We start from the raw sequence: 22,241 nt of genomic DNA on the forward strand, positions 1-22,241 counted from the left end.
GCACGCGCGGGTTCATCACGCCATGAACCTGCAACTGCTGATCAAACTCGCCATCACCGTCATCACGGTGATGGTCGCTTCTGAATTGTCGAAGAAACCCGGCGTGCTCGGCGCACTGGTCGCCTCGTTGCCGCTCACGTCGCTGCTGGTGCTGACCTGGCTCTATCGCGACAGCGGCGATCCTGCACGCGTCGCCACGATGGGCATGGACATTTTCTGGTTCGTGCTTGGCAGCCTCGCGTTCTTCCCTGCCCTCGCAATCTCAATCCGCGCTGGCTGGCCGGTGTGGCTGTGCTTCGCCTGCGCCGGACTGGCGGGCGCGGCCGGCGTCGCTGCCGTCCAGGCCCTGCTGCATTTGCGCCAAGGCGGCTGACGCACACTAGCGGATGGCACTTTCATCCAAGTTGCCGCATGCTTCGGTGATGATGATTCGACCTTCCGCACATAATCCCGGCTGGAGCCTGCTGCTCCCGATCGTCACCTTGGTGGTGCTGATCGTGGCGGAAATCTTCAAGCCGTTCCCCGGCGTCACCGCCGTGCTGGCAGCGATCGTGGTGGCCGGCGTGGTCAGCGCGGTGCATCACGCCGAAGTGATCGCCCACAAGGTCGGCGAACCGTTCGGCACCCTGGTGCTGGCGCTGGCGGTCACAGTGATCGAATGTTCGCTGATCATCTCGATGATGATGTCGGGCCACGGCGACGTCGCCACCTTGCCGCGCGATACCGTTTTCGCCGGCGTGATGATCCTGCTGACCGGCGTGATCGGCGTCTGCCTGCTCGCTGGCGGTCGCCGCCATCACGTGCAGGAATTCAAGCTCGATGGCATCAATGCCGCGTTGGGAACGTTGGCGGCGATCCTCGCCTTCACCCTGATCCTGCCGAACTTCACCACCACCACGCCAGGCCCGTCCTACGACCGCAAGCAGATGTTGTTCATCGCGATCGCGACACTGGTGCTGTTCGCTGCGTTCACTTTTTTCCAGACGGTCAGGCATCGCGACTACTTCCTGCCACCGGGCCACGACGAGGAAGACACCCACGCCGACCCGCCGAGCGGGCGCGATGTCGTGGCCAGCAGCGTGTTGTTGCTGATCAGCCTGGTCTGCGTCGTGCTGGGTGCGGAAACGGTCTCGCCAACCGTTGAGCTTGCGCTGGAAAATGTCGGCGCACCCGCAGGGACGGTTGGCATCCTGATCGCCGCGATCGTGTTGCTGCCCGAAGGCGTCGCGGCCGTGCGCTCCGCGCATGCCAACCGCCTGCAGACCAGCCTCAACCTCGCCGTCGGTTCGACCATCGCCACCATTGGCCTGACCATTCCCACGGTGACGCTGATCAGCCTCTACAAAGGTTGGTCATTGTCGATGGGCTTGCCGCCGATGGGCATGGTCTTGCTGATGGTGACGCTGTTCATCACCTCGATCAGCCTGCGCACCGGGCGTACCAGTATCCTGCCCGGCATCGTCCATCTGGTGCTGTTCGCGGCCTACCTCTTCCTCAGCTTCGTGCCTTGAGTCAGATGAAATCGATTTGCGTCTATTGCGGTTCCAACAGCGGCACCGACCCCCGTTACGCCGAAACCGCACGCGTGCTCGGCACCCGCATCGCCGCGGAAAACATGCAGCTTGTGTATGGCGGCGGTAACGTCGGGTTGATGGGCATAGTCGCCGATGCGGTGCTGGATGCTGGCGGCGAAGTCACCGGCGTGATCCCGCAGCAATTGATGGGATGGGAAGTTGGCCATCGCGGATTGACGCGACTGGAAGTGGTCACGTCGATGCACGAACGCAAGGCGCGGATGTTCGAACTCTCCGATGGCTTCATCGCCCTGCCTGGCGGCTTCGGCACGCTCGACGAAATGTTCGAGATGCTGACCTGGCGCCAGCTCGGGCTCGGCCACAAACCCTGCGCCTTCCTCGATGTCGCCGGCTTCTGGTCGCCATTGATGACGATGCTCGATCACATGGTCGATCAGCGCTTCCTGCATCCGGAGCAACGCACCGATCTCTGGCACGGCGACGACATCGACACGCTGCTGGCGTGGATGCGCGATTACCGTCCGGCGCAGGCCGACAAGTGGATGGACGAAAAACGCCGCGGCCAATTGCGTTCGGTGGCGGAGACATGAACGTTCCAACGACGTTCGAGGCATTCCGCATCCACAATGATGCAGACGGTTATCGCAGCGGCGTCGAACGCATCGCGCTCGATGCGCTCTCCCCCGGCGAGGTGGTGATTCGCACCGCGTATTCCTCGGTCAATTTCAAGGATGCGCTGGCCGGAACGGGGCAAGGAAAAATCCTGCGCACGTTTCCGCTCAACGGCGGCATCGATGTCGCCGGCCACGTGGTGCAATCGAGCGATCCGAAGTTCCGCGAAGGCGATGCTGTCCTCGTCACCGGCTGCGGACTGTCGGAAAGCCGCGATGGCGGCTATGGCGAATACGCGCGACTGGAATCGCGCTGGGTGATTCCGTTGCCGGACGGGCTCAGCTTGCGCGAAGCGATGATCCTCGGCACCGCCGGTTTCACCGCAGCATTGGCCTTGTACCGGATGCTCGACAACCGTCAGCATCCCGGCCTTGGTCCGCTCGCCGTGACTGGCGCGACTGGCGGCGTCGGCTCGCTGGCGATCGCGATCTTCAAGCGTGCCGGCTTCGAGGTCCACGCCATCAGCGGCAAGCCCGAACACGGCGACTATCTGCGTACGCTGGGCGCAAGCGCCGTGTTGGGCCGCGACGCACTCGCCACCACCCGCGCGATGGAGTCGGTGCGCTTCGGCGGCGGCCTCGACAACGTCGGCGGATCGATGCTCGCCAGCTTGCTGGCGCAGACCGCGCCCTATGGCAATGTCGCCAGTGCCGGACTCGCCGCCAGCCCGGAATTGCCGACAACCGTGATGCCGTTCATCATTCGCGGCGTGTCCCTGCTCGGAATTGCGTCAGCCGGCACAGAACGCAATATCCGTGATGCCATCTGGCAGCATCTCGCCAGCGACTGGAAGCCGGACAACCTTGACGTCATCTGCACAACGACCGTGAATTTGCCGGGATTGCCGGCGATTTTCGCCCGCATGCTGGCGGGTGGATCACGCGGGCGCACGCTGGTCGAATTTCCGGAAAATGCCTGAAGCTGTGTAGAATCGCAGCATTCCCAGGGGGATCTCCATGGCTCACATTCTCGTTGTCGATGACTCACCTTCCCAGTTGCTGGGGCTGCGTCGTGTCGTCGAAAAACTCGGTCACCAATGCAGCACCGCCGAAGACGGCGCCGCCGGCGTCGAACTCGCCAAAAGCCTGCTGCCAGACCTCATCCTGATGGACGTGGTGATGCCGAACCTCAATGGTTTCCAGGCGACGCGTTCGATCACCCGCGAAGAAACCACGCGCCACATCCCGGTGGTGCTGGTGACCACCAAGGACCAGGACACCGATCGCATGTGGGGCATGCGCCAGGGCGCGCGCGCCTACATCACCAAGCCCTTCAGCGAGAAGGAGCTGTCCGAGGTGGTGACGCAGCTGCTGCCGGGTGGCGCAGCCGCCTGATCAACCGAAGGACTCGCGCAGTCCTTCGTAGGCCGCCTTTTGTGCCGCGTTCTGCGGCACCGGCGCCAGGATTTCGACTTCGACGATCTGGTCGCCCGGCACCTGTCCGGGCAGGCCGCGACCGCGCAGGCGCAACTTCTTGCCGGCATCCGATCCCGCCGGGATCTTCAGCTCGACCGCGCCGCCCAATGTCGGCACGCTCATGACGGCGCCCAGCGCCGCCTGCCACGGCATCACCGGCAACACATAAAGAATATTGCGGCCATCGACCTCGAAGTCGGGGTGCGCGGCGTATTCGATTTCCAGCAACAGATCGCCACCCTGCCCGCCCTGTCCACCAAGGCGGATCATCTGGCCGGGACGAATGCCCTTGGGAATGCGCACGTCCAGCGATTTCCCGTTCAAGCCGATGCGCACGCTGTCGCCACGGTACACGGCTTCCAATGGCACGCTGAAACGCGCGCGCGTCGGGCCGGCCTGCTGCTGGCGACCGCCGGGGCGACCACCGCGACCACGCCCGAACATTTCCTCGAAGAAATCGCTGAAGCCACCGCCGCCGCGGCCATCGCCGGCGAAGATCTCGTCGAAATCGAAATCGCCCGGCGCGCCATGGAACCCGCCACCACCCGCCCCCGGAGGCTGCACGTCGTCGCCCGGGCGGTAGCCGCGCGAACGCAACTGGTCGTAGGCCGTGCGCTTCTGCGGATCGCGCAGCGCTTCGTAGGCTTCATTGACGGCCTTGAACTTTTCCTCCGCGTCAGCCTCCTTGCTGACGTCCGGATGATATTTGCGCGCCAGCCGCCGGTAGGCCGACTTGATTTCCGCCTCGCCGGCATTGGGCTCGACGCCGAGGATGCCGTAGTAATCCTTGAACTGCATTGAACCTCCGCACTGCAGGCCCGTCCGATGCGACGGCCACATCGCACATTCCAACATGGATCGGCACGATCGGCGAGTGGCGGGCACGCCTTAACGCCATCTTTCCGATCCCGGGTCTACCCTGCCGCTTTCCCGACAGGCCAACCCATGTCCATCCAGCCCGGCGATCCAATCCCGTCCATGCCATTGCAGGTTGCCACTGCGGATGGCGCCCAGGACAGCGACACCTCGCAGTTGTTCGACGGCAAGCGCGTGCTGCTGTTCAGCGTGCCCGGCGCGTTCACGCCCACTTGTTCGGAACGCCACCTGCCCGGTTACGTGCAGCACCACGACGAATTCGCCAAGCGCGGCATCGCGGTGTATTGCCTCTCGGTCAACGATCCCTTCGTGATGCAGGCCTGGGGCGAATCGCAGCACATTCCCGCCGGGCTGCTCATGCTCGCCGACGGCAACGGCGCCTTCACCCGTGCCCTCGGCCTGGAGATGGATGCCAGCAAGTTCGGCATGGGCGTGCGCGGCAAGCGTTTCGCCCTGTATGCGGAGAACGGCGTGGCCCGCGCGGTCGAAGTGGAAGCGCCGGGCGAATTCCGCGTTTCCAGCGCCGAAGCGATGCTCGACACGATTGCAGCCCTTCCCCCAGCCTGATCCAGGAGTTGCCATGAAGCACAGTGCCAAGACCGCAAAGAAACATGCTGTATCCGCGAAACCCGCTGCAACGACTGACGAACAAGGATTCACCAGCGTCCAGACCTTGCGCAAACGTGCGCGCGAGGGTTTGGACAAGGGACCGGTCACCTTCACCTACACTATCGACCGCAAGCAACTGGTCGCGAAGCTCAACGATGCGCTCGCCACCGAATGGGTCTGCGTGCTGCGTTACATGCGCCATTACTTCTCGGCGGAAGGCATGCTGGCGGAACCGGTGAAGGCGGAATTCCTGGAACATGCCAAGGAAGAACAGAGCCATGCCGACCTGATCGCCGAACGCATCGTGCAGCTTGGCGGCGAGCCCGACCTGAATCCCGCGACGCTGACCGCGCGCTCGCATGCCGAATACAAGGAAGGCAAGAACTTGCGCGACATGGTCAAGGAAAACCTGATCGCCGAGCGCATCGCCATCGACAGCTACCGCGAACTGATCAACTGGATCGGCGACCGCGACACCACCACCAAGCGCATGCTGGAAGGCATTCTGGCGATGGAAGAAGAACATGCCGATGATTTCCGCGACCTGCTCAACGGCTGGATCGGCGACTGAAGCCAGCTGCACGGCGCGTCATCACGCAGCGGCATATCGACATGACGACTGCTTCTGCGTTACCCGCCCACCCGGCGTTGTCCTGCAACGTCGCGTGGCCTAGCATCGCATCATCACTTTCCTGACGAGGTCGGGCATGACGATTTATTCCGATGTCACCCAGCTGGTTGGCCGCACGCCGCTGGTCAAGATCAACCGCATCATCCAGAGCAAGGCGACGGTGCTGGCCAAGCTTGAGTTCTACAACCCGGCGAAATCGGTGAAGGACCGCATCGGCGTCGCCATCATCGATGCCGCGGTGGCCAGCGGCGAGTTGAAAGCGGGCGGCACGATCATCGAGGCGACCTCCGGCAACACCGGCATCGCGCTGGCGATGGTCGGCGCGGCACGCGGCTACAAGGTCGTGCTGACGATGCCCGATTCGATGAGCAAGGAACGTCGCGCCCTGCTCCGCGCCTACGGCGCCGAGCTGATCCTGACGCCCGCCGCCGAAGGCATGCGCGGCGCGGTCGAACGCGCGGACGCCATCGCGAAGGAACGCGGTGGAGTGCTGGCGCGCCAGTTCGCCAACGTCGCCAACCCGGCGATCCATCGCAAGACCACCGCCGAGGAAATCTGGAACGATACCGACGGCGAGGTCGACATCTTCATCGCCGGCATCGGCACCGGGGGCACCATCACCGGCGTCGGCCAGGTGTTGAAGGAACGCAAGCCATCGGTGAAGGTCTACGGCGTGGAACCGGCGGAATCGCCGATCCTCAACGGCGGCCAGCCCGGCCCGCACAAGATCCAGGGCCTTGGCGCGAACTTCATTCCCGAGATCCTTGATCGCACCATCTATGACGGCATCATCGATATCGACGCCGACACCGCAGTGGAATGGGCGCGTCGCGCGGCGAAGGAAGAAGGCCTGCTGGTTGGCATCTCGTCCGGTGCTGCACTCGCCGCCGCCAACCAGATCGCGCAACAGCCGGAAAGCGCCGGCAAAACCATCGTGGTGATCATCCCGAGTTTCGGCGAGCGTTATCTCTCCACCATCCTGTTCTCCGAACTGCTCGACTGAGCGCATGGCCGCGAACAACGCGCCGGGAGCATCTCCCGGCCTGCTCGGCCGTATCCACGAGGACATCGCGGCGGTGCTGTCGCGCGATCCCGCGGCCACTTCGCCGTGGATTCCCTTCTTCACCGCGTCGGGTTTGCATGCGCTGTGGCTGCATCGGATCGCGCATGGCCTGTGGCAGATCGCGCCATTGCGCTGGCTGGCGCGACTGATCGCCTACGGTTCGCGCATGGTCACCGGCGTGGAGATCCATCCTGCCGCGAAGATCGGCCGTCGCGTCGTGGTCGACCACGGCATGGGCGTGGTGATCGGTGAAACCGCCGAAGTCGGCGACGACGTGTTGATCTACCACGGCGTCACCTTGGGCGGCACCGCGAACGCACGCATCAAGCGCCACCCGACCATTGGCGATGGCGTGTTGATCGGCGCAGGCGCGAAGATCCTCGGACCGATCACCGTCGGCAACGCTGCGCGCATCGGCGCGAATGCGGTGGTGGTGACCGATGTGCCCGCTCATGGCGTGGCGGTGGGCGTGCCGGCGACCATCCGCGTGCCTGATGCCCGCGAGGCCGCAGAACACGCCGATCCGTTGATCGATCCGGCGATGTGGATCTGATCTTAACGACCTGAAATGAAACGGGCGCCTTGCGGCGCCCGAGTCGTCAGTCCGGAGCACCCGCGGATGGTGGCTCGCTCGCGGCGTCCTCCATCACCACTGCACCAGTCGAAGACGTCGCATCGTCGACGACTTCATCCAGCGATACATCAAGGCGTTCGATCGCCTGCAGGCTCTCGTCCGGCGACAGGCGGATCAGTGTCACGCCTGCGGCATTGCGGCCAACTTGCGAGATGGCAGCAGCCGGTGTGCGCACCAGCGTGCCGCCATCGGAAATCAGCAGCACGTCGTGGTGATCGCTGAGCTGGATCGCACCGACCAAACGACCATTGCGCTCGGTGGTCTTGAGCGCGATCACGCCCTGGGTACCACGACCCTTCTTGGGAAATTCGGCTACTTCGGTGCGCTTGCCGTAGCCGCGTTCGCTCGCCGTCAGGATATCGCCGTCGCCATCGATCACGATCAGGCTGCGCACGTCTTCGCCCTGCGCCAGCTTCATGCCGCGCACGCCGGTCGCGGTGCGACCCATCGCACGCACCGCGCCTTCATCGAAGCGCACCGCCTTGCCGTTGCTGGCGAACAACATGATGTCGCGCTCGCCATTGGTCAGTTCGGCGCCGATCAGTGCATCGCCCTCGTCGAGGTTGATGGCGATCTTGCCGCGCGCCAGTCGGAACGCGAATTCGGTCAGCGCGGTCTTCTTCACCGTGCCGTCGCGGGTCGCGAAGAACACGTACTTGCCGTCCACGTATTCGCGCACCGGCAACACTGCCTGCACCTTCTCGCCTTCTTCCAGCGGAATCCAGTTGATGATCGGACGGCCGCGCGCCTGCGGGCCGGCATCCGGCAACTGGTACACCGGCAGCCAGAACACCCGGCCGCGGCTGGTGAACGTGAGCAGAGTGTCGTGGGTGTTGACCAGCCACAACTGGTCGATGAAATCCTCGTCCTTGGTCGCCGCCGCATTGCGACCCTTGCCACCACGCTTCTGCGCACGATAGGTCGTCGCCGGCTGGCGCTTGGCATAGCCGGAGTGCGACAGCGTGACCACCACGTCTTCTGGCGCGATCAGGTCGAGGATGTCCAGGTCTTCTTCCGATGCGCGGATTTCGCTGCGACGGGCATCACCGAATTCTTCCTTGACGTTCTCCAGCTCGCTGCGGATCACTGTCATCAGCACGCCGGGATGCTCGAGGATTTCGATCAGGCCGCGGATGGTGTCGAGCAGTTGGCGGTATTCCTCGGTCAGCTTTTCCTGCTCCAGCCCGGTCAGGCGATGCAGGCGCATGTCGAGGATCTGCTGCGCCTGGACTTCGGTGAGCTGGTAACGGTTGTCGACCAGGCCAACGCCCTTCGGCAGGTCTTCCGGACGCGAGGCTTCCGCACCACTGGCGCCAAGCAAGGCACCGACCATGCCCGGATCCCAGGTCTTGGCCAGCATCTTGTTGCGCGCTTCTTCCGGATTCGCCGAGGTCTTGATCAGCTCGATCATCTCGTCGATGTTGGCGAGCGCAACGGTCAGGCCTTCGAGTATGTGGGCGCGGCCGCGGGCCTTGCGCAACTCGAAGATGGTCCGGCGCGTGACCACTTCGCGGCGATGCTTGAGGAAGGCGACGAGGATCTGCTTGAGGTTGAGCAACTGCGGGCGGCCATCGACCAGCGCGACCATGTTGATGCCGAACACCGACTCCATCTGCGTCTGCGAATAGAGGTTGTTGAGCACCACCTCTGCCGATTCGCCGCGCTTGATCTCGATGTAGATGCGCATGCCGTCCTTGTCGGACTCGTCGCGCAACTCGCTGATGCCCTCTAGCTTCTTTTCCTTGACCAGCTCGGCGATCTTCTCGATCAACCGCGCCTTGTTCACCTGGTAGGGAATCTCGGTGACGATGATCGCTTCGCGGCCATTGTCGGCGACTTCGATATCGGCCTTGGCGCGCATGCGTACGCGGCCACGACCGGTGCGGTACGCCAGGTGGATGCCACCGACGCCGTTGATGATGCCGGCGGTGGGGAAATCCGGGCCGGGGATGTATTCCATCAACCCGTCGATATCGATGTCCGGTGTTTCGATCAACGCCAGCAAGGCATTGATCACTTCGGTCATGTTGTGCGGCGGGATGTTGGTCGCCATGCCGACGGCAATACCGGCCGAACCATTGACCAGCAGGTTCGGGAAGCGCGTCGGCATCACCGTCGGTTCGAGTTCCTTCTCGTCGTAGTTGGGCTGGAATTCGACGGTGTCCTTGTCGATGTCAGCCATCAGCTCGTGGGTGAGCTTGGACATGCGCGCTTCGGTGTAACGCATCGCGGCGGCGCTGTCGCCATCGACGGAACCGAAGTTGCCTTGTCCATCCACCAGCAGGTAGCGCAGCGAGAACGGCTGCGCCATGCGCACCAGGGTGTCGTAGACCGATTGGTCACCGTGCGGATGGTATTTACCGATCACGTCACCGACGATGCGCGCCGACTTGTAGTACGGCTTGTTGCTGTGCGCACCGAGTTCGTGCATCGCGAACAGCACGCGGCGATGAACCGGCTTGAGGCCGTCACGAACGTCCGGGAGCGCGCGCCCGACGATCACGCTCATGGCGTAATCGAGGTAGCTGCGGCGCATCTCGTCTTCGAGATTGACGGGAATGATTTCCTTGGCGTGATCGCTGTTCTGGGACGTCATCAGGCTTCCGCTGGGTTCGGGAAACCGCCTGCGGCCACGCTGGAATCCACGCCTTGCAGGGCGCATCCGGCGCGCCCGCGGGCGGCATCAATTCAGACGCTGAATTCTAGCATGAATGACGCCTGAAATCACGTCGAATTCTTTTTAAAAATCAGATAGTTATGGCGAATTTTCGATGGCATGCAAGTACACGAGTCGAATGGTGTTCCGCAGCATGGAAATATCATCGAGTCGACACGCGACCAACGCGTGCTCAGCGCCGGAGCAACGCAGCCATCGAAGCCGCATCCGGCTGCTTCACCACGCCACGCTCGGTCACGATCGCAGTGATGAGTTCATGCGGCGTGACATCGAACACCGGATTCCATGCGCGCACGCCTTCGGCAACCGTGCGTTCATCACGAAAACTGAGCAGTTCCGCGGAATCGCGTTCCTCGATCTCGATCTCGTCGCCATGCGCTGTCGCCATGTCCACCGTCGACGACGGCGCCACCACCATGAAGCCGACCCCGTGATGCTTCGCCGCGATCGCCAACTGATAGGTTCCGATCTTGTTGGCGGTATCGCCATTGGCGCAGATGCGATCGGCGCCGACGATCACCCATTGCACCTGGCCAGTCTTCATCAGGTGCGCGGCAGCGGAATCGGCGATCAATGTCGCGTCGATGCCGTCTTGCTGAAGCTCCCACACTGTCAGGCGTGCACCCTGGTTCCACGGCCGCGTTTCTCCCGCGAACACGCGCGCGATTCGTCCCTGTGCAACACCGGCTCGAATCACGCCGAGTGCGGTACCGAACCCTGCAGTCGCTAGCGATCCGGTATTGCAATGGGTGAGCACGCCGCTGCCCGCTGCGATCAATGCCGCGCCCAGCGTGCCCATCGCGTGATTGGCAGCGAGGTCTTCCGTTTCGATCGCCCTCGCTTCGCGCTCCAGCACCTCGCGCCAATCCGCACCCGCCGTCGCCAGCGCCGCGCGCATCCGCGCCAGCGCCCAGGCCAGATTCACCGCCGTCGGGCGTGCCGCGTTGAGTCGATCCAGTGCAGGCTGCATGCGTGCGAGCGCTTCATCGCCACTGGCTGCATCGATCGCACGTGCAGCGAGTACCACACCCCAAGCTGCAGCGATGCCGATCGCCGGCGCGCCACGCACCACCAGTGCACGAATGGCTGCGGCCACTTCATCGCTGCTGCGCGACGCCAAGTATGTCGTGGAGAATGGCAAGTGGCGCTGATCGAGCAGTTCCAGCGCATCACCCGTCCAGCGGATCGGGCGAATGCGGTCGTAACGTGCGTAGTCGAAGGTTTCGCTCATGATCGCCATTCTAGGCGACCAGCGCTTTTCTCCGCACAGTCGTGCTCAGCGCCTGCGTTCATTCCAGTCGCCACGATCGTCATCGCCATCGCGCCGGCTCCAACCAGTGGTGATGAACTCGGCGCGACAGCCGGCCGTGACCCACACGCCGCGACGATCTTGTCCCCAGGTCCGTCCTTCGTCGCAGTCGCTGCTGGAAATCTGGCGAACCAGGCGCACGCGCCCGCCGTCAATCGGGCAGTAGATCTGGTGACCTTTGCGCGATTCGCAGGTGAAGCGCTGGCCACCGCCATTTCCGTAGCCATAGTTCCCGTAATCACGATTGCCGCCATATCGGTCATCGCCCATCACGAACTCGCCACGACATCCACCGCTGACCCAGATGCCACCGCGACTCACGCCCCAGGTGCGCCCTTCTTCGCAGGCGCTGTCGGACAACTGGCGCGCAAGGCGCATGCCGTAACGGGTATCGGCCTGGCACTGGCTGGTGCGGCCGTTCATCGATTCGCAGCGGATCATGCCCATGCCCTGCCCCGCTGGGTATCCGCCATTGCCGGGATAACCGGAATACTGCGCATGGCTGGCGGGCGCGGCGAAAGCGAGCGCGGCGAACATCGGCAGATGACGAATCATGGACATGGCGCGCTCCTGTTCAGGGTCGGGAAGACGCTCCGAATCTAACGCGCGATTCCATAACGCCAGCCCAAACACGCCTGTTGGTGCTGGCCGGTGTTGCCACCCATTCAGCCGATATCAGAGGACGTGGAAATCCGCGCGACAACCGTGGCTCACGTGCAAGCCATCACTGCGCACTTCCCAGTTCTTGCCTTCCACGCAGGGCGTATTGGATCGCTGTTCCTGCACCCGCACGCGCGCGCCAGCTGGCAACGGGCAGATGTTTTCCTTGCCGTGGTTCGAATCGCAACGCACCGCCTGGCCCGCCTGCGCAGGATCGACGTCGATGGTGAAGATCGCCCGGCAGCCGCGCGTCACCCACACGCCATCCTCGTCGTAGTCCCAGGTCTTGCCTCTGGTGCACGCGAGATTGGACAACTGTCGCGACAGCGCCACGCCGCGTCCGGTATCGACACTGCAACTCTGGCGCCCGCCATTGTTGGATTCACAGCGGATCGTTCGCCCCGGTGACGCCGCTACCGGCATTTCGCCAACCAGGAATTCACCGCGACAACCTCCCGCGACCCAGATGCCGGTGGCATCGGTGCCCCAGGTCTGGGAACGGATGCACGATGCGTCGTTGTTGTTGCGCTGGCGTGCCAGGCGAATGGTCTGGGTGACATCGGCGTCGCAATGCGCCCAGCGCGATTGCCACGATTCGCAGACGACCAATCCGCGCCGCGCAGAGCGCGCAGGTGCGAGCACGGGTGCAGCCGGTTTCGCAGCAGGCGCCGGCGCGGCCGCATTGCCTGCCGCCGCCGCAGTTTCGCCGAGTTTGAAATCGGCGCGACAGCCGTGATCGACCCAGATGCCGTTGGCGTCGATATCCCAATCGCGCCCACGCACGCATTCCGTCTTCGATCGTTGCAACGACAACGTCACGCCCTTGGTGGCATCGGCATCGCAATGGACACGCTCGCCGTTCTTCGAATCGCAGGCGACGACGTCGCCGGGATGGCGTTTGAACCACGAACGCCAGTCCGCCCTAGGCTCTGGGCTTGCGGCGGCGGCGCCGGCCATGGCGATGACGAGAACGAAATACATGCCAAGAATCTAGCTTGCAACGCGCAAGATGGCGAGAGGACGCTGGTGTACGGGTTCAGGCACGGGCGAAATCGAAGGCAATCACGTCGCGGATCTGCGTCGTCTCGAGCATGGCCATCAGCAGCCGATCAATGCCCAGCGCGACTCCGGCGCAGGTTGGCATACCATGCTGCAACGCACCAATGAATCGCGTATCGATGGCCGGAGCCGCCAGGCTGCGTCGCCTGCGCGTGGCGATATCGGCATCGAAGCGCGCGCGCTGCTCGCCAGCATCGAGAAGCTCGTGGTAGCCGTTGGCCAGTTCCACCGGCCCAAGGTACAGCTCGAAGCGCTCGGCGACTGGCGGATCCTCGGCGCGAATGCGCGCCAACGCTGCCTGCGATGCCGGCCAGTCATGCACCACGATCATGCGGTCGGGCGCGAACGCCGGTTGCAAGCGATGCGTCATCAGCAGGTCGAGCCAGTCGTCGCGTTCAAGCCCCCGCGGATCGATGCGGATATCGCCGAGTGCGTTGCGCAGAATCTCTTCATCGTCGCGCAAGGGATCGGCGCCGAGTTCGCGCTGGTAGAGATCACGATAACTGACGATTTCGAGCGTGGCCTCGCGCCCGACCAGTGCCAGCGCCGCGCGTACCAACTCGGCGGTTTCATCGATCAGCCGCAGATGATCCCAACCGACGCGATACCACTCCAGCATGGTGAATTCGGGATTGTGGCGACCGCCGGCTTCGCCGTTGCGGAACACCCGCCCGAGCTCATAGCAATCGCCGATGCCGGCGCACAACAGGCGCTTGAGCGCGTGCTCGGGCGAGGTGCGCAGCCAGCGCTCGTGACCGCCAGCATCGACATGGCCGCTGAAATCCGTGGTGAAACTGTCGATGTTGGGCGCAGTGTTACCGGCTTCCGATAGGATCGGCGTTTCCACTTCCAGCACATCGCGCTGTGCGAAGAAGTCGCGGATGGTTGTGTTGAGGCGGGCGCGCAGCCGGATCGCTTGCGCCGATGCGCTTGGTCGCCACGCTTCCTGCGGTGCTGGTTCGCGCGCTGTCATGCATTCGCCGGATGTTGCGCGAGGAAGGCCAGCAACGCCGCTTCGTCCCAGATCTCGATGCCGAGTTCCTGCGCCTTGGCCAACTTGCTGCCTGCCGCTTCGCCGGCAACGACAATCCCGGTTTTCTTCGACACGCTGCCGCTGACTTTCGCGCCCAATGCCTCCAGGCGATCGCCGACCTCGTCGCGCGACATCGACGCCAGTCCACCGGTCAACACCACGGTCTTGCCGGCCAGCGGGCCTTCGCTCGATCGCTTCGGCGCGCCTTCCGGCCAGTGCACGCCGCGTTCGCGCAGGGCACCGATCACCTCACGGTTATGCGGCTGCGCGAAGAAATGGACGATGTGCCTGGCCACCACTGGGCCGACGTCCGGCACCTGTTTCAGCGCATCTTCGTCTGCAGCCATCAGCGGATCGAGCGCGCCGAAATGCCGCGCCAAGGTCTTGGCGGTGGACTCGCCAACATCACGGATGCCGAGCGCAAACAGCAATCGTTCCAGCGTGGCATTGCGACTGGCGTCGATCCCGGTGACCAGGTTTTCGGCCCAGCGCGTCGCGACCTTGCCGGCCTTGACCGTTTCCGGGACCGTGCCATCGCGTTCGTCGGCGCGGCGCTTCATCTCGACGAAATCGTCAACGGTCAATTTGTAGAGATCGGCAACGGTGTGGACGTAGTCGAAATCCACCAGCGCTTCAGCGAAGCGTTCGCCGAGGCCTTCGATATCCATCGCCCGGCGCGATGCGAAATGGAAGATCGCCTGCACCCGCTGCGCCGGGCAGAACAGGCCACCGCTGCAACGCGCGACCACTTCGCCCTCCTCGCGCTCGATCGCCGATCCGCACACCGGACAAGTGGTCGGCAACACATAGGCCGGATGCCGCGGTTGTCCCTTCTTGTCGAGCGGACGCTCGCCCTCCACCACCCGCACCACTTCCGGGATCACGTCGCCGGCGCGACGCACGATGACAGTATCGCCGACGCGCACGTCGAGCCGCGCGATCTGGTCGGCGTTGTGCAAGGTGGCGCGGGTGACGGTGACGCCGCCGACATGCACCGGCGTCATCAGCACCCAGGGCGTGACCGCGCCGGTGCGACCGACGTTGACCTCGATCGATTCGACCACGGTGCTGGCTTCCTGCGCCGGGAATTTGTGCGCAATCGCCCAGCGCGGCGCCCGCGAGACGAAGCCCATCGCGCGTTGCTGGTCGAAGCGGTCGAGCTTGTAGACCACGCCGTCGATGTCGTAAGGCAACGCATCGCGGCGTTCTCCGATGCGGCGGTAATAATCAAGCAAGCCCTGCAATCCGCGCGTTACCGACACCTCGGAGCTGACCGGGAGGCCGAGCCCGCGCAGCCATTGCAGGGTCTGCGAATGGGTGGCCGGCAATGTCGCGCCCGCGATCTCGCCAAGTGCATAGGCGAAGAACGCCAGCGGCCGTTGCGCGCTGATTTTAGGATCGAGCTGGCGCAGCGAACCGGCGGCGCCATTGCGCGGATTCGCCAGCGTCTTGTGGCCATTGGCCAGCGCCCAGGCGTTGTATTTCTCGAAGGCAGCCTTGGGCAGGATCACTTCGCCGCGCACTTCGAGCACGGCAGGCGCATCGCCCTGCAGCGTCAATGGAATCGACTTGATCGTGCGCAGGTTGGCAGTGACATCCTCGCCGGTGCTGCCGTCACCACGCGTCGCGCCGCGCACGAACTGGCCATGTTCGTAGCGCAGGCTGATGGCGAGGCCATCGAGTTTCGGTTCCACCGAGAATTCCGGATCGGCATCACCGGTCTCCTTGGCGATGCGCGCGACGAATTCGCCGACTTCCTCGTCGCTGAAGGCATTGGCCAGCGACAGCATCGGCACGGCATGGCGCGCTTCGGAAAATTTCGCCGAGGGCGTGCTGCCGACGCGTTGCGTTGGCGAATTCGCAGTGACGAGTTCGGGATGCGCGGCTTCGAGTTCCTGCAATTCGCGCAGCAGGCGATCCCATTCGGCATCGGGCAGATCAGGATCATCGAGGACGTAGTAGCGATGGTTGGCCGCCTCGATCCGGCGGCGCAAATCGGCGACGTGTCGCTCGACGTTTTTCGTCACCATTTGTCGCCGCGATTGAGCGGCGGCGCCTCGCGCTGGCGATCGTAGGCGCGCAGTTCATCGCGGATATGCTGGATGCGTTGGCGTCCGAGCGCGTTGCGCTCCTCGTCCAGCAACACGCCATCGAGCAGCTCGGCGATCCGTTGCGCGGTCGGCAACATCATGTCCCACGCTTCCAGCGCGCTGACCGGCGCCGGCAAGGTCAGGAAGAACGCCAGCGCCGGGGTTTCCAGCGCCTGGATCTGCGCCATGTCGAAACTGCCGGGTTTCATGATGTTGGCAACGCTGAACACCGGTCCCTGCTCGGGATGACGGTCGATCAGGCGATGGAACACGTTCATGTGGCCGAAGGTGAGGCCGGTCTTCTCTGCCGCAACCACGATGTCGGGGCCATGGAAACTCTGGCCGGCACGCGCCGCCACGAACAGCGAGACGATCTTGTCGAAACTGTCTTCGACGCGTCGGCCGAGATCGCCGCCGTGGCCGCCGAGGTCGAGCTCGTCCTGGGCAACCGCATCTTCAGCCGCGGAAGCAGCCATCACGTCGGCGAGCGTCGGTTCAGCGCGATCGCCGAAGCCCCCACCGGATTTGCCCAGTTTGCGTCCCTGTGCTGTTTTCTTCGGCCGACCGAACCAGATGATGGCGATCATCAGGATCACGCCGGCGGCAAGGATTCCGGTGCGCAGCAACCAGGTATCGGACATTGCGGTTCCTCTCCGTCTTCAACCGATGAGTGTAGGACGATCGTGCCGGCGCGGCCATCGCGCGCCGGTCACGATGGCCGGATGTGGGTCAGGCGACACCGGCCAGGCGACTCGCTTCGGCAAGATCGACCGAGACCATGCGGCTCACGCCGGCCTCGCGCATGGTCACGCCCAGCATCTGCTCGGCCGCTTCCATCGTCGCCTTGTTATGGGTGACGAACAGGAACTGCACGGCGTCGCTCATCTCCTTGACCATCGTCGTGAAGCGGCCGACGTTGGCCTCGTCGAGCGGCGCGTCGACTTCGTCGAGCAGGCAGAACGGCGCGGGATTGAGCCGGAAGATGGCGAACACCAGCGCGACCGCGGTCATCGCCTTCTCGCCGCCCGAGAGTAGCGAGATGTTGGAAACGCGCTTGCCCGGCGGACGCGCCATGATGGCGACGCCGGTATCGAGGAGATCTTCGCCGGTGAGTTCGAGATAGGCGTGGCCACCACCGAACAGGCGCGGATACAGTTCCTGCACGCCGGCATTGACGCGATCGAAGGTGTCCTTGAAGCGGCCACGGGTCTCGCGATCGATCTTGCGAATGGCGTCTTCCAGCGTGTCCAGCGCAGTGGTGAGATCGGCGTCCTGGGCATCAAGGTATTCCTTGCGCTGGGCGGACTCGGCGTGTTCCTGGATCGCGGCGAGGTTGACCGGTTCAAGGCGCCGCATGCGCGTTTCGAGGTCGCCGACCACGCGTTCCCACGCCTGCGCATCGGCATTTTCATCCAGCGTGTTGATGACATCGTCGAGTGCGAAGCCGGCACCGGTCACGGCGACGCGCAACTGTTCCGCTGCCAATGCCAGTGCTTGTTGATCGAGCTTGCGCTGGCTGATCGCTTCGCGCTGGGTGATCGAATGGCTGTCGCGCTGCTGGCGGGTCTGTTCGAATTCACGCAACTCGTTGTCGATCGCTTCCAGTTTCGCGCGCGCCGCGGTCAATCCCTGGTCGACGCGCACGCGCTCGGCCAATGCCGCCTGGCGTTGCTGGTCGAGCGCCTGCACCGGTGAATCGCCTTCGGCCAGCTGGCCGACGAGTTCGCCCAGTCGCGTATCGAGCTGGCCACGCTGGCTGCCCATGCGATCGAGCGACTGCATCAACGACACCACCTGTGCACGCTGGCTCTCCAGCGACAATTGCAACGCGTGCAAGGCGTCGCGTGATTCACGGGCGGCATGTCGGGCGGCATCGCGCTGTTCACTGAAGCTGCGACGCTCGGCCTCCAGCGCCGCACGCGCCTGCTCCAGTCCGGCCATGCGTTCAACAGTCGATTCCAGCCGCGCGCGTGCCTCGCGGGCACCCGCCTGGGCTTCACCGCCCGCCTGCGCGATCTGCGCCAACTCGGTCTCGATGGCGGCGATGCGATCGCGCGCGCTCTGCAAGCGGCCCTGCTGGCTCTGCAGGCGACCCGCCAGTTCGGAGACATTGCGATGCGCGTGGTACAGCGCACGCTGCGCGTCTTCGCGTTCCTGCTCGGCGGCGAGCGCACGATCGCGTGACGAAGCGATCTTCTGGTCGAGCTCGCGTTCGCGCCCCTGCAGCGCGTCGATGCTCGAACGCAGCGACTGGATCTCGCGTCCGCGGATCAGCGCGCCCTGCTTGACCGCGCCCGAACGCATCACCCGCACCCAACCCGGGCCGAGGCGTTCGCCGGCACGAGTGATCACCGAAGCGCCCTCGCCCAGCGTCGCCAGCAAGGCGCGCGCCTCGGGCAGCGTTTCCGCGACATGGAGATTAGCGAGCAGGCGACGGATCGCCAGCGGCCCCTTCACCCGCGCCGCCAGCGAAGTGTCGGCGAATTCGTCATTGCCTGCGTCCGGCGACACCAGCGTCAACCGGCCTTCGCCGAGTTCGCCCAGCGCTTCCACCAGCGCTTCCGGCGACTCCACCAGCACGCCTTCGATCATCTGGCCAAGCGCGCCTTCGACGGCAGCTTCCCAGCCTTCCTGCACGTCCAGCGTTTCGCCGACGCGACGCGCGCTGTCGAGCCCGTGCTTCTTCAACCATTCGACCGCGGCGCCCTGCTCCTGCCCGAGTGCGGCATGCTGCAGCGCTTCCAGCGACGACAAGCGACCACGCGCACCCTGCAATTCCTTGCGCACTTCGGCAAGTTCGCCCTGCGCAGTGCGTTGGTCTTCCTGCAACTGCGTGACCGTGGCCTTGCGCGTTTCGAGATCACTGGTGAGCCCGTCCAGTGCCGCCTTATGCGTGTCATGACCCTGCTGCGCTTCCGCGAAGGCGTTGGCCAGCGCATCGAGATCGTGGCCGGAACGTTCCGCTTCGAGTTTTTCACGACGGCGCTCGCCATCCAACAACTGGCGGTCGAGATAATCGACGCGGGTGCGATCGACATCGCCACTGCGCGCGGCTTCGTTCTGCTCGCGGACATGCGTATCCCAGCGCTGCTGCAAATCGGCCAGCGCGGCATCGGCATCGCGCAACGCGGCCTGTTTGGTCTCGTCGTCCGCTTTCAACTGGGCCAGGCGCGGTTCCGATTCCTCCAGCGCGGCTTTCAACGCCGCGAGCTTGTCGCCATCGCCACTGATGTGGCCAACCAGCTCCATCAGCGCCGCTTCGGCTTCACTGCGTGCCTGCTGCAGGCGCGACGACATTTCCTTCTGGTGATGGATCTGCTGTTCGATGCGCGCCAGCGTGCCGCCCACTTCGTACACCTCGGCCTGCGCCTTGGCATGCACGTCGGTGGCTTCCTGATGGCGAATGCGGCCGGTTTCGATCTGGCGTTCGGCTTCGCGTTGCTCGGCGACCAGCTGCTCCAATCGGGTTTCATCGGCAGCCAGCGCCTGGCGATGCGTTTGCAACTGGACATCGAGCGCGCGGAACTGCAGCGCCTTCCACTCGGCATCCTTGACCAGCCGTTCACTCTGCAACGCGGTGTATTGCTCGGCCTGCTTGGCCTGGCGCGCCAGGTGCTGCAACTGCTTGCCGACTTCATCGCGCAGGTCGGTCAGGCGTTCGAGATTCTCGCGAGTGTGGCGGATGCGGGTCTCAGTCTCGCGCCGGCGTTCCTTGTACTTGGAAATGCCGGCAGCTTCTTCCAGATAGACGCGCAGTTCTTCGGGCTTGGCCTCGATGATCTGGCTGATCATGCCCTGCTCGATGATCGAGTAGCTGCGTGGGCCGAGACCGGTGCCGAGGAACAGGTCGGTGATGTCGCGGCGACGGCATTTGGTGCCGTTGAGGTAGTACTGGCTCTGGCCATCGCGACCGACGCTGCGCTTCACCGAGATTTCGTTGAAGGCGGCGTATTCGCCGGTGATGGCGTGGTCGCCGTTGTCGAAGATCAGTTCGACCGTGGCCTGCGACACCGGCTTGCGCGCGTTCGATCCCGAAAAGATCACGTCGGTGGCGTTGTCGCCGCGCAGGCGGCTGGCCGAGGATTCGCCCATCACCCAGCGCACGGCATCGATGATGTTGGATTTGCCGCACCCGTTCGGACCGACGATGCCGGTCATGTTGGTCGGCAAATGCAGCGTGGTGGGATCGACGAACGATTTGAAACCGGCGAGCTTGATGGTGGACAGACGCATGGGTCGATGGGGCTTCCTGCGCCATCCGGCGCATCGATTTCAGATGAGATTTCGTCTATAACCAATTGATTATAGACATAAGGTGTCCCGAAAACCGTACGGGATTCCGCAGTATAGCGGGCTGACAATCGGTTGACCGCGGAGCATGGACCGGGGATGACGAAACTGTCACTCAACCTTGGAGGGGATCGCCCGTTGATGGTTGCGAATCCACCGCGGATTCCCACCCCCACCACGAAAGGAAACAGCCATGATCCGCAACCTCATCATCGCCACCGCCCTCGCCGGCCTGTCCATCGCCGCCATCGCCCCGGTCACCGCTTCGGCCGCGACCACCACCAAGAAGCACGAGTCGCGCTGGGATCGCCACCACCCGCGCCGCGACGAAGTGAACGACCGCCTGGCCAATCAGCGCAAGCGCATCCGCGACGAGCGCAAGGAAGGCGATCTCAGCAAGTCCCAGGCGCAAACCCTGCGCAAGGATGACCACCAGATCCGCCAGGAAGAACGCGACATGGCGTCGCAGAACCATGGTCACATCACCAAGAGCGAACAGAAGACGCTGAACCAGCAGGAAAACGCCGTCAGCAAGAAGATCGGCGAATAAGGCTACGCAGGCGCTCCCGCATCCAGTCGCACTCCACTGGCGGGATCGAACAGCAAGGCATGGCGACCGTCGCAGGACACTGCGGCGGTCGCGCCGAGCGGCGGCGGCTCGGCATCGCCTGGCATCCTCGCGACACAGGCCTGGCCTGCGATGGCGAGATGCGCGCAGGTTTCGTTGCCCAACGCTTCCACCGCAGCGACCGTAGACCTCGTACCCTGCGCGCCTTCGGGCCGGACCTGCACATGTTCCGGACGCACCCCGATCTTCACCTCGCGCCCGTCCCAATCGCGGCGCACGACGATGCCATCGAGGTCCAGCAGCGTGCCGTCGCCCAGTCGCAGCTGATGGCCAGCATTCAATTCCAGGCGTCCGCGCAGGACATTCATCGCCGGACTGCCGAGGAAGGTGGCCACGAACAGATTGGCCGGATCGCGATACAGCGCCATCGGCGTGTCGATCTGCTGGATGCTGCCATCGCGCAACACCGCGATGCGCTGGCCCAGCGTCATCGCTTCGACCTGGTCGTGGGTGACGTAGACCATTGTCGTTCCGAGGCGCGCATGGATACGCGCGATCTCGGTACGCATCGACGCGCGCAACTTGGCATCGAGGTTGGACAGCGGCTCGTCGAGCAGGAACACCTTCGGTTCGCGCACCAAGGCACGGCCCAAGGCAACACGCTGGCGTTGGCCGCCGGACAACTGGCCGGGCCGGCGATCGAGCACCGCATCGAGTTCGAGGATCTGGGCGGCATCGTCGACGCGACGGCGGATTTCGCCCTTGTCGACACGGCGCAGCATCAACGCAAAACCGAGATTCTCCGCCACCGTCATGTGCGGATACAGCGCATAGCTCTGGAAGACCATGGCGATGTCGCGATCCATCGGCGCGACATCGTTGACCACCCGTTCGCCGATCCTGAGCGTGCCTGTGGAGATCGCTTCCAGCCCCGCGATCATCCGCAGCAAAGTGGACTTGCCGCAGCCCGATGGGCCGACCAGTACCAACCGTTCTCCATCGGCAACTTCGAAACTGGCGGCTTCCACGGCCACATGGCCGTTCGGGTACACCTTGCGGACCTGATCCAAGCTCACACTCGCCATGCACAGCGCTCCATTGCGGCAGCATTGGATGCAAA

General features: G+C 64.2%; 20 protein-coding genes. 10 read left to right on the top strand and 10 right to left on the bottom strand.

Going from position 1 to position 22,241, the window contains the following annotated elements; all coding sequences use genetic code 11:
- Positions 1 to 22: 22 nt before the first annotated feature.
- From Lysil_RS12135 to pilH, 5 genes are read left to right on the top strand one after another with little or no spacing between them, the layout of a single operon-like run.
- Complete coding sequence (locus Lysil_RS12135; protein ID WP_103075804.1) at positions 23 to 373, top strand: DUF3147 family protein; 351 nt, start codon at positions 23 to 25, stop codon at positions 371 to 373.
- 13 nt (positions 374 to 386) lie between these two features.
- Positions 387 to 1,511 carry a calcium:cation antiporter gene (locus tag Lysil_RS12140; RefSeq protein WP_240600548.1) on the top strand — a complete coding sequence of 375 codons (1,125 nt, stop codon included), beginning with the start codon at positions 387 to 389 and terminating at the stop codon, positions 1,509 to 1,511.
- Positions 1,512 to 1,516: 5 nt separating this feature from the next.
- Entirely contained in the window at positions 1,517 to 2,125 is a 609-nt protein-coding gene (locus tag Lysil_RS12145) for an LOG family protein (protein WP_103075805.1), read from the top strand.
- Positions 2,122 to 3,126, top strand: coding sequence for a YhdH/YhfP family quinone oxidoreductase (locus tag Lysil_RS12150; RefSeq protein WP_103075806.1), 1,005 nt, complete (start codon positions 2,122 to 2,124; stop codon positions 3,124 to 3,126). The genes Lysil_RS12145 and Lysil_RS12150 overlap by 4 nt, the downstream gene beginning before the upstream one ends.
- Positions 3,127 to 3,163: 37 nt before the next feature.
- A complete protein-coding gene (gene pilH / locus Lysil_RS12155; RefSeq protein ID WP_103075807.1) occupies positions 3,164 to 3,541 on the top strand; it encodes a twitching motility response regulator PilH in 378 nt (125 codons plus the stop codon).
- Here pilH and Lysil_RS12160 read toward each other — a convergent pair whose 3' ends face one another.
- Entirely contained in the window at positions 3,542 to 4,420 is an 879-nt protein-coding gene (locus Lysil_RS12160; RefSeq protein ID WP_103075808.1) for a DnaJ C-terminal domain-containing protein, read from the bottom strand.
- 147 nt (positions 4,421 to 4,567) lie between these two features.
- Here Lysil_RS12160 and Lysil_RS12165 point away from each other — a divergent pair, with 147 nt between their 5' ends.
- From Lysil_RS12165 to cysE, 4 genes are all read left to right on the top strand, one after another.
- Entirely contained in the window at positions 4,568 to 5,065 is a 498-nt protein-coding gene (locus Lysil_RS12165) for a peroxiredoxin (RefSeq protein ID WP_103075809.1), read from the top strand.
- A gap of 13 nt (positions 5,066 to 5,078) precedes the next feature.
- On the top strand, positions 5,079 to 5,678 hold the full coding sequence (locus Lysil_RS12170; RefSeq protein WP_103075810.1) for a ferritin-like domain-containing protein: 600 nt from the start codon (positions 5,079 to 5,081) through the stop codon (positions 5,676 to 5,678).
- A gap of 136 nt (positions 5,679 to 5,814) precedes the next feature.
- Positions 5,815 to 6,741 (top strand): cysteine synthase A, encoded by a 927-nt coding sequence (gene cysK, locus Lysil_RS12175; RefSeq protein WP_103075811.1) that lies wholly within the window; start codon positions 5,815 to 5,817, stop codon positions 6,739 to 6,741.
- Between the two features lie 4 nt (positions 6,742 to 6,745).
- Entirely contained in the window at positions 6,746 to 7,354 is a 609-nt protein-coding gene (gene cysE, locus Lysil_RS12180) for a serine O-acetyltransferase (RefSeq protein WP_103075812.1), read from the top strand.
- A 46-nt stretch (positions 7,355 to 7,400) separates the two neighbouring features.
- Here cysE and gyrA read toward each other — a convergent pair whose 3' ends face one another.
- The 8 genes from gyrA to smc all read right to left on the bottom strand — a co-directional run bounded on the left by gyrA (position 7,401) and on the right by smc (position 20,496).
- Complete coding sequence (gene gyrA / locus Lysil_RS12185) at positions 7,401 to 10,031, bottom strand: DNA gyrase subunit A (RefSeq protein WP_103075813.1); 2,631 nt, start codon at positions 10,029 to 10,031, stop codon at positions 7,401 to 7,403.
- Between the two features lie 253 nt (positions 10,032 to 10,284).
- A complete protein-coding gene (gene mtnA, locus Lysil_RS12190; RefSeq protein ID WP_103075814.1) occupies positions 10,285 to 11,343 on the bottom strand; it encodes an S-methyl-5-thioribose-1-phosphate isomerase in 1,059 nt (352 codons plus the stop codon).
- Between the two features lie 45 nt (positions 11,344 to 11,388).
- Positions 11,389 to 11,982: a DUF3011 domain-containing protein gene (locus tag Lysil_RS12195; RefSeq protein WP_103075815.1), complete on the bottom strand. Its 594-nt coding sequence runs from the start codon at positions 11,980 to 11,982 to the stop codon at positions 11,389 to 11,391.
- A gap of 114 nt (positions 11,983 to 12,096) precedes the next feature.
- Positions 12,097 to 13,062, bottom strand: coding sequence for a DUF3011 domain-containing protein (locus Lysil_RS12200; RefSeq protein WP_103075816.1), 966 nt, complete (start codon positions 13,060 to 13,062; stop codon positions 12,097 to 12,099).
- Between the two features lie 55 nt (positions 13,063 to 13,117).
- On the bottom strand, positions 13,118 to 14,113 hold the full coding sequence (epmA, locus tag Lysil_RS12205; RefSeq protein ID WP_103075817.1) for an EF-P lysine aminoacylase EpmA: 996 nt from the start codon (positions 14,111 to 14,113) through the stop codon (positions 13,118 to 13,120).
- Positions 14,110 to 16,203 (bottom strand): NAD-dependent DNA ligase LigA, encoded by a 2,094-nt coding sequence (gene ligA / locus Lysil_RS12210; RefSeq protein WP_103075818.1) that lies wholly within the window; start codon positions 16,201 to 16,203, stop codon positions 14,110 to 14,112. Before ligA ends, epmA begins: the two co-directional genes overlap by 4 nt.
- Complete coding sequence (gene zipA / locus Lysil_RS12215) at positions 16,197 to 16,904, bottom strand: cell division protein ZipA (RefSeq protein WP_103075819.1); 708 nt, start codon at positions 16,902 to 16,904, stop codon at positions 16,197 to 16,199. The genes ligA and zipA overlap by 7 nt, the downstream gene beginning before the upstream one ends.
- Positions 16,905 to 16,992: 88 nt before the next feature.
- Positions 16,993 to 20,496: a chromosome segregation protein SMC gene (smc, locus tag Lysil_RS12220; protein WP_103075820.1), complete on the bottom strand. Its 3,504-nt coding sequence runs from the start codon at positions 20,494 to 20,496 to the stop codon at positions 16,993 to 16,995.
- A 250-nt stretch (positions 20,497 to 20,746) separates the two neighbouring features.
- On the opposite strand from smc, the gene Lysil_RS12225 reads away from it, so the two are divergent.
- On the top strand, positions 20,747 to 21,103 hold the full coding sequence (locus Lysil_RS12225) for a hypothetical protein (protein WP_165782490.1): 357 nt from the start codon (positions 20,747 to 20,749) through the stop codon (positions 21,101 to 21,103).
- 2 nt (positions 21,104 to 21,105) lie between these two features.
- On the opposite strand, the gene Lysil_RS12230 is transcribed toward Lysil_RS12225, so the two are convergent.
- Positions 21,106 to 22,206 (bottom strand): ABC transporter ATP-binding protein, encoded by a 1,101-nt coding sequence (locus Lysil_RS12230; RefSeq protein WP_103075821.1) that lies wholly within the window; start codon positions 22,204 to 22,206, stop codon positions 21,106 to 21,108.
- Between the last annotated feature and the right edge of the window lie 35 nt (positions 22,207 to 22,241).

Origin of the sequence: Solilutibacter silvestris, from assembly GCF_002895945.1 — a bacterium.
Taxonomy (GTDB): domain Bacteria; phylum Pseudomonadota; class Gammaproteobacteria; order Xanthomonadales; family Xanthomonadaceae; genus Solilutibacter; species Solilutibacter silvestris.

Coding starts and splice junctions, on each gene's coding strand:
- cysE (WP_103075812.1), top strand. CDS start 6,746: ATGGCCGCGAACAACGCGCCGGGAGCATCTCCCGGCCTGCTCGGCCGT.
- Lysil_RS12150 (WP_103075806.1), top strand. CDS start 2,122: ATGAACGTTCCAACGACGTTCGAGGCATTCCGCATCCACAATGATGCA.
- epmA (WP_103075817.1), bottom strand. CDS start 14,113: ATGACAGCGCGCGAACCAGCACCGCAGGAAGCGTGGCGACCAAGCGCA.
- Lysil_RS12225 (WP_165782490.1), top strand. CDS start 20,747: ATGATCCGCAACCTCATCATCGCCACCGCCCTCGCCGGCCTGTCCATC.
- smc (WP_103075820.1), bottom strand. CDS start 20,496: ATGCGTCTGTCCACCATCAAGCTCGCCGGTTTCAAATCGTTCGTCGAT.
- zipA (WP_103075819.1), bottom strand. CDS start 16,904: ATGTCCGATACCTGGTTGCTGCGCACCGGAATCCTTGCCGCCGGCGTG.
- Lysil_RS12200 (WP_103075816.1), bottom strand. CDS start 13,062: ATGTATTTCGTTCTCGTCATCGCCATGGCCGGCGCCGCCGCCGCAAGC.
- Lysil_RS12160 (WP_103075808.1), bottom strand. CDS start 4,420: ATGCAGTTCAAGGATTACTACGGCATCCTCGGCGTCGAGCCCAATGCC.
- Lysil_RS12140 (WP_240600548.1), top strand. CDS start 387: ATGGCACTTTCATCCAAGTTGCCGCATGCTTCGGTGATGATGATTCGA.
- Lysil_RS12165 (WP_103075809.1), top strand. CDS start 4,568: ATGTCCATCCAGCCCGGCGATCCAATCCCGTCCATGCCATTGCAGGTT.
- mtnA (WP_103075814.1), bottom strand. CDS start 11,343: ATGAGCGAAACCTTCGACTACGCACGTTACGACCGCATTCGCCCGATC.
- ligA (WP_103075818.1), bottom strand. CDS start 16,203: ATGGTGACGAAAAACGTCGAGCGACACGTCGCCGATTTGCGCCGCCGG.
- Lysil_RS12195 (WP_103075815.1), bottom strand. CDS start 11,982: ATGTCCATGATTCGTCATCTGCCGATGTTCGCCGCGCTCGCTTTCGCC.
- Lysil_RS12145 (WP_103075805.1), top strand. CDS start 1,517: ATGAAATCGATTTGCGTCTATTGCGGTTCCAACAGCGGCACCGACCCC.
- gyrA (WP_103075813.1), bottom strand. CDS start 10,031: ATGACGTCCCAGAACAGCGATCACGCCAAGGAAATCATTCCCGTCAAT.
- pilH (WP_103075807.1), top strand. CDS start 3,164: ATGGCTCACATTCTCGTTGTCGATGACTCACCTTCCCAGTTGCTGGGG.
- cysK (WP_103075811.1), top strand. CDS start 5,815: ATGACGATTTATTCCGATGTCACCCAGCTGGTTGGCCGCACGCCGCTG.
- Lysil_RS12230 (WP_103075821.1), bottom strand. CDS start 22,206: ATGGCGAGTGTGAGCTTGGATCAGGTCCGCAAGGTGTACCCGAACGGC.
- Lysil_RS12170 (WP_103075810.1), top strand. CDS start 5,079: ATGAAGCACAGTGCCAAGACCGCAAAGAAACATGCTGTATCCGCGAAA.
- Lysil_RS12135 (WP_103075804.1), top strand. CDS start 23: ATGAACCTGCAACTGCTGATCAAACTCGCCATCACCGTCATCACGGTG.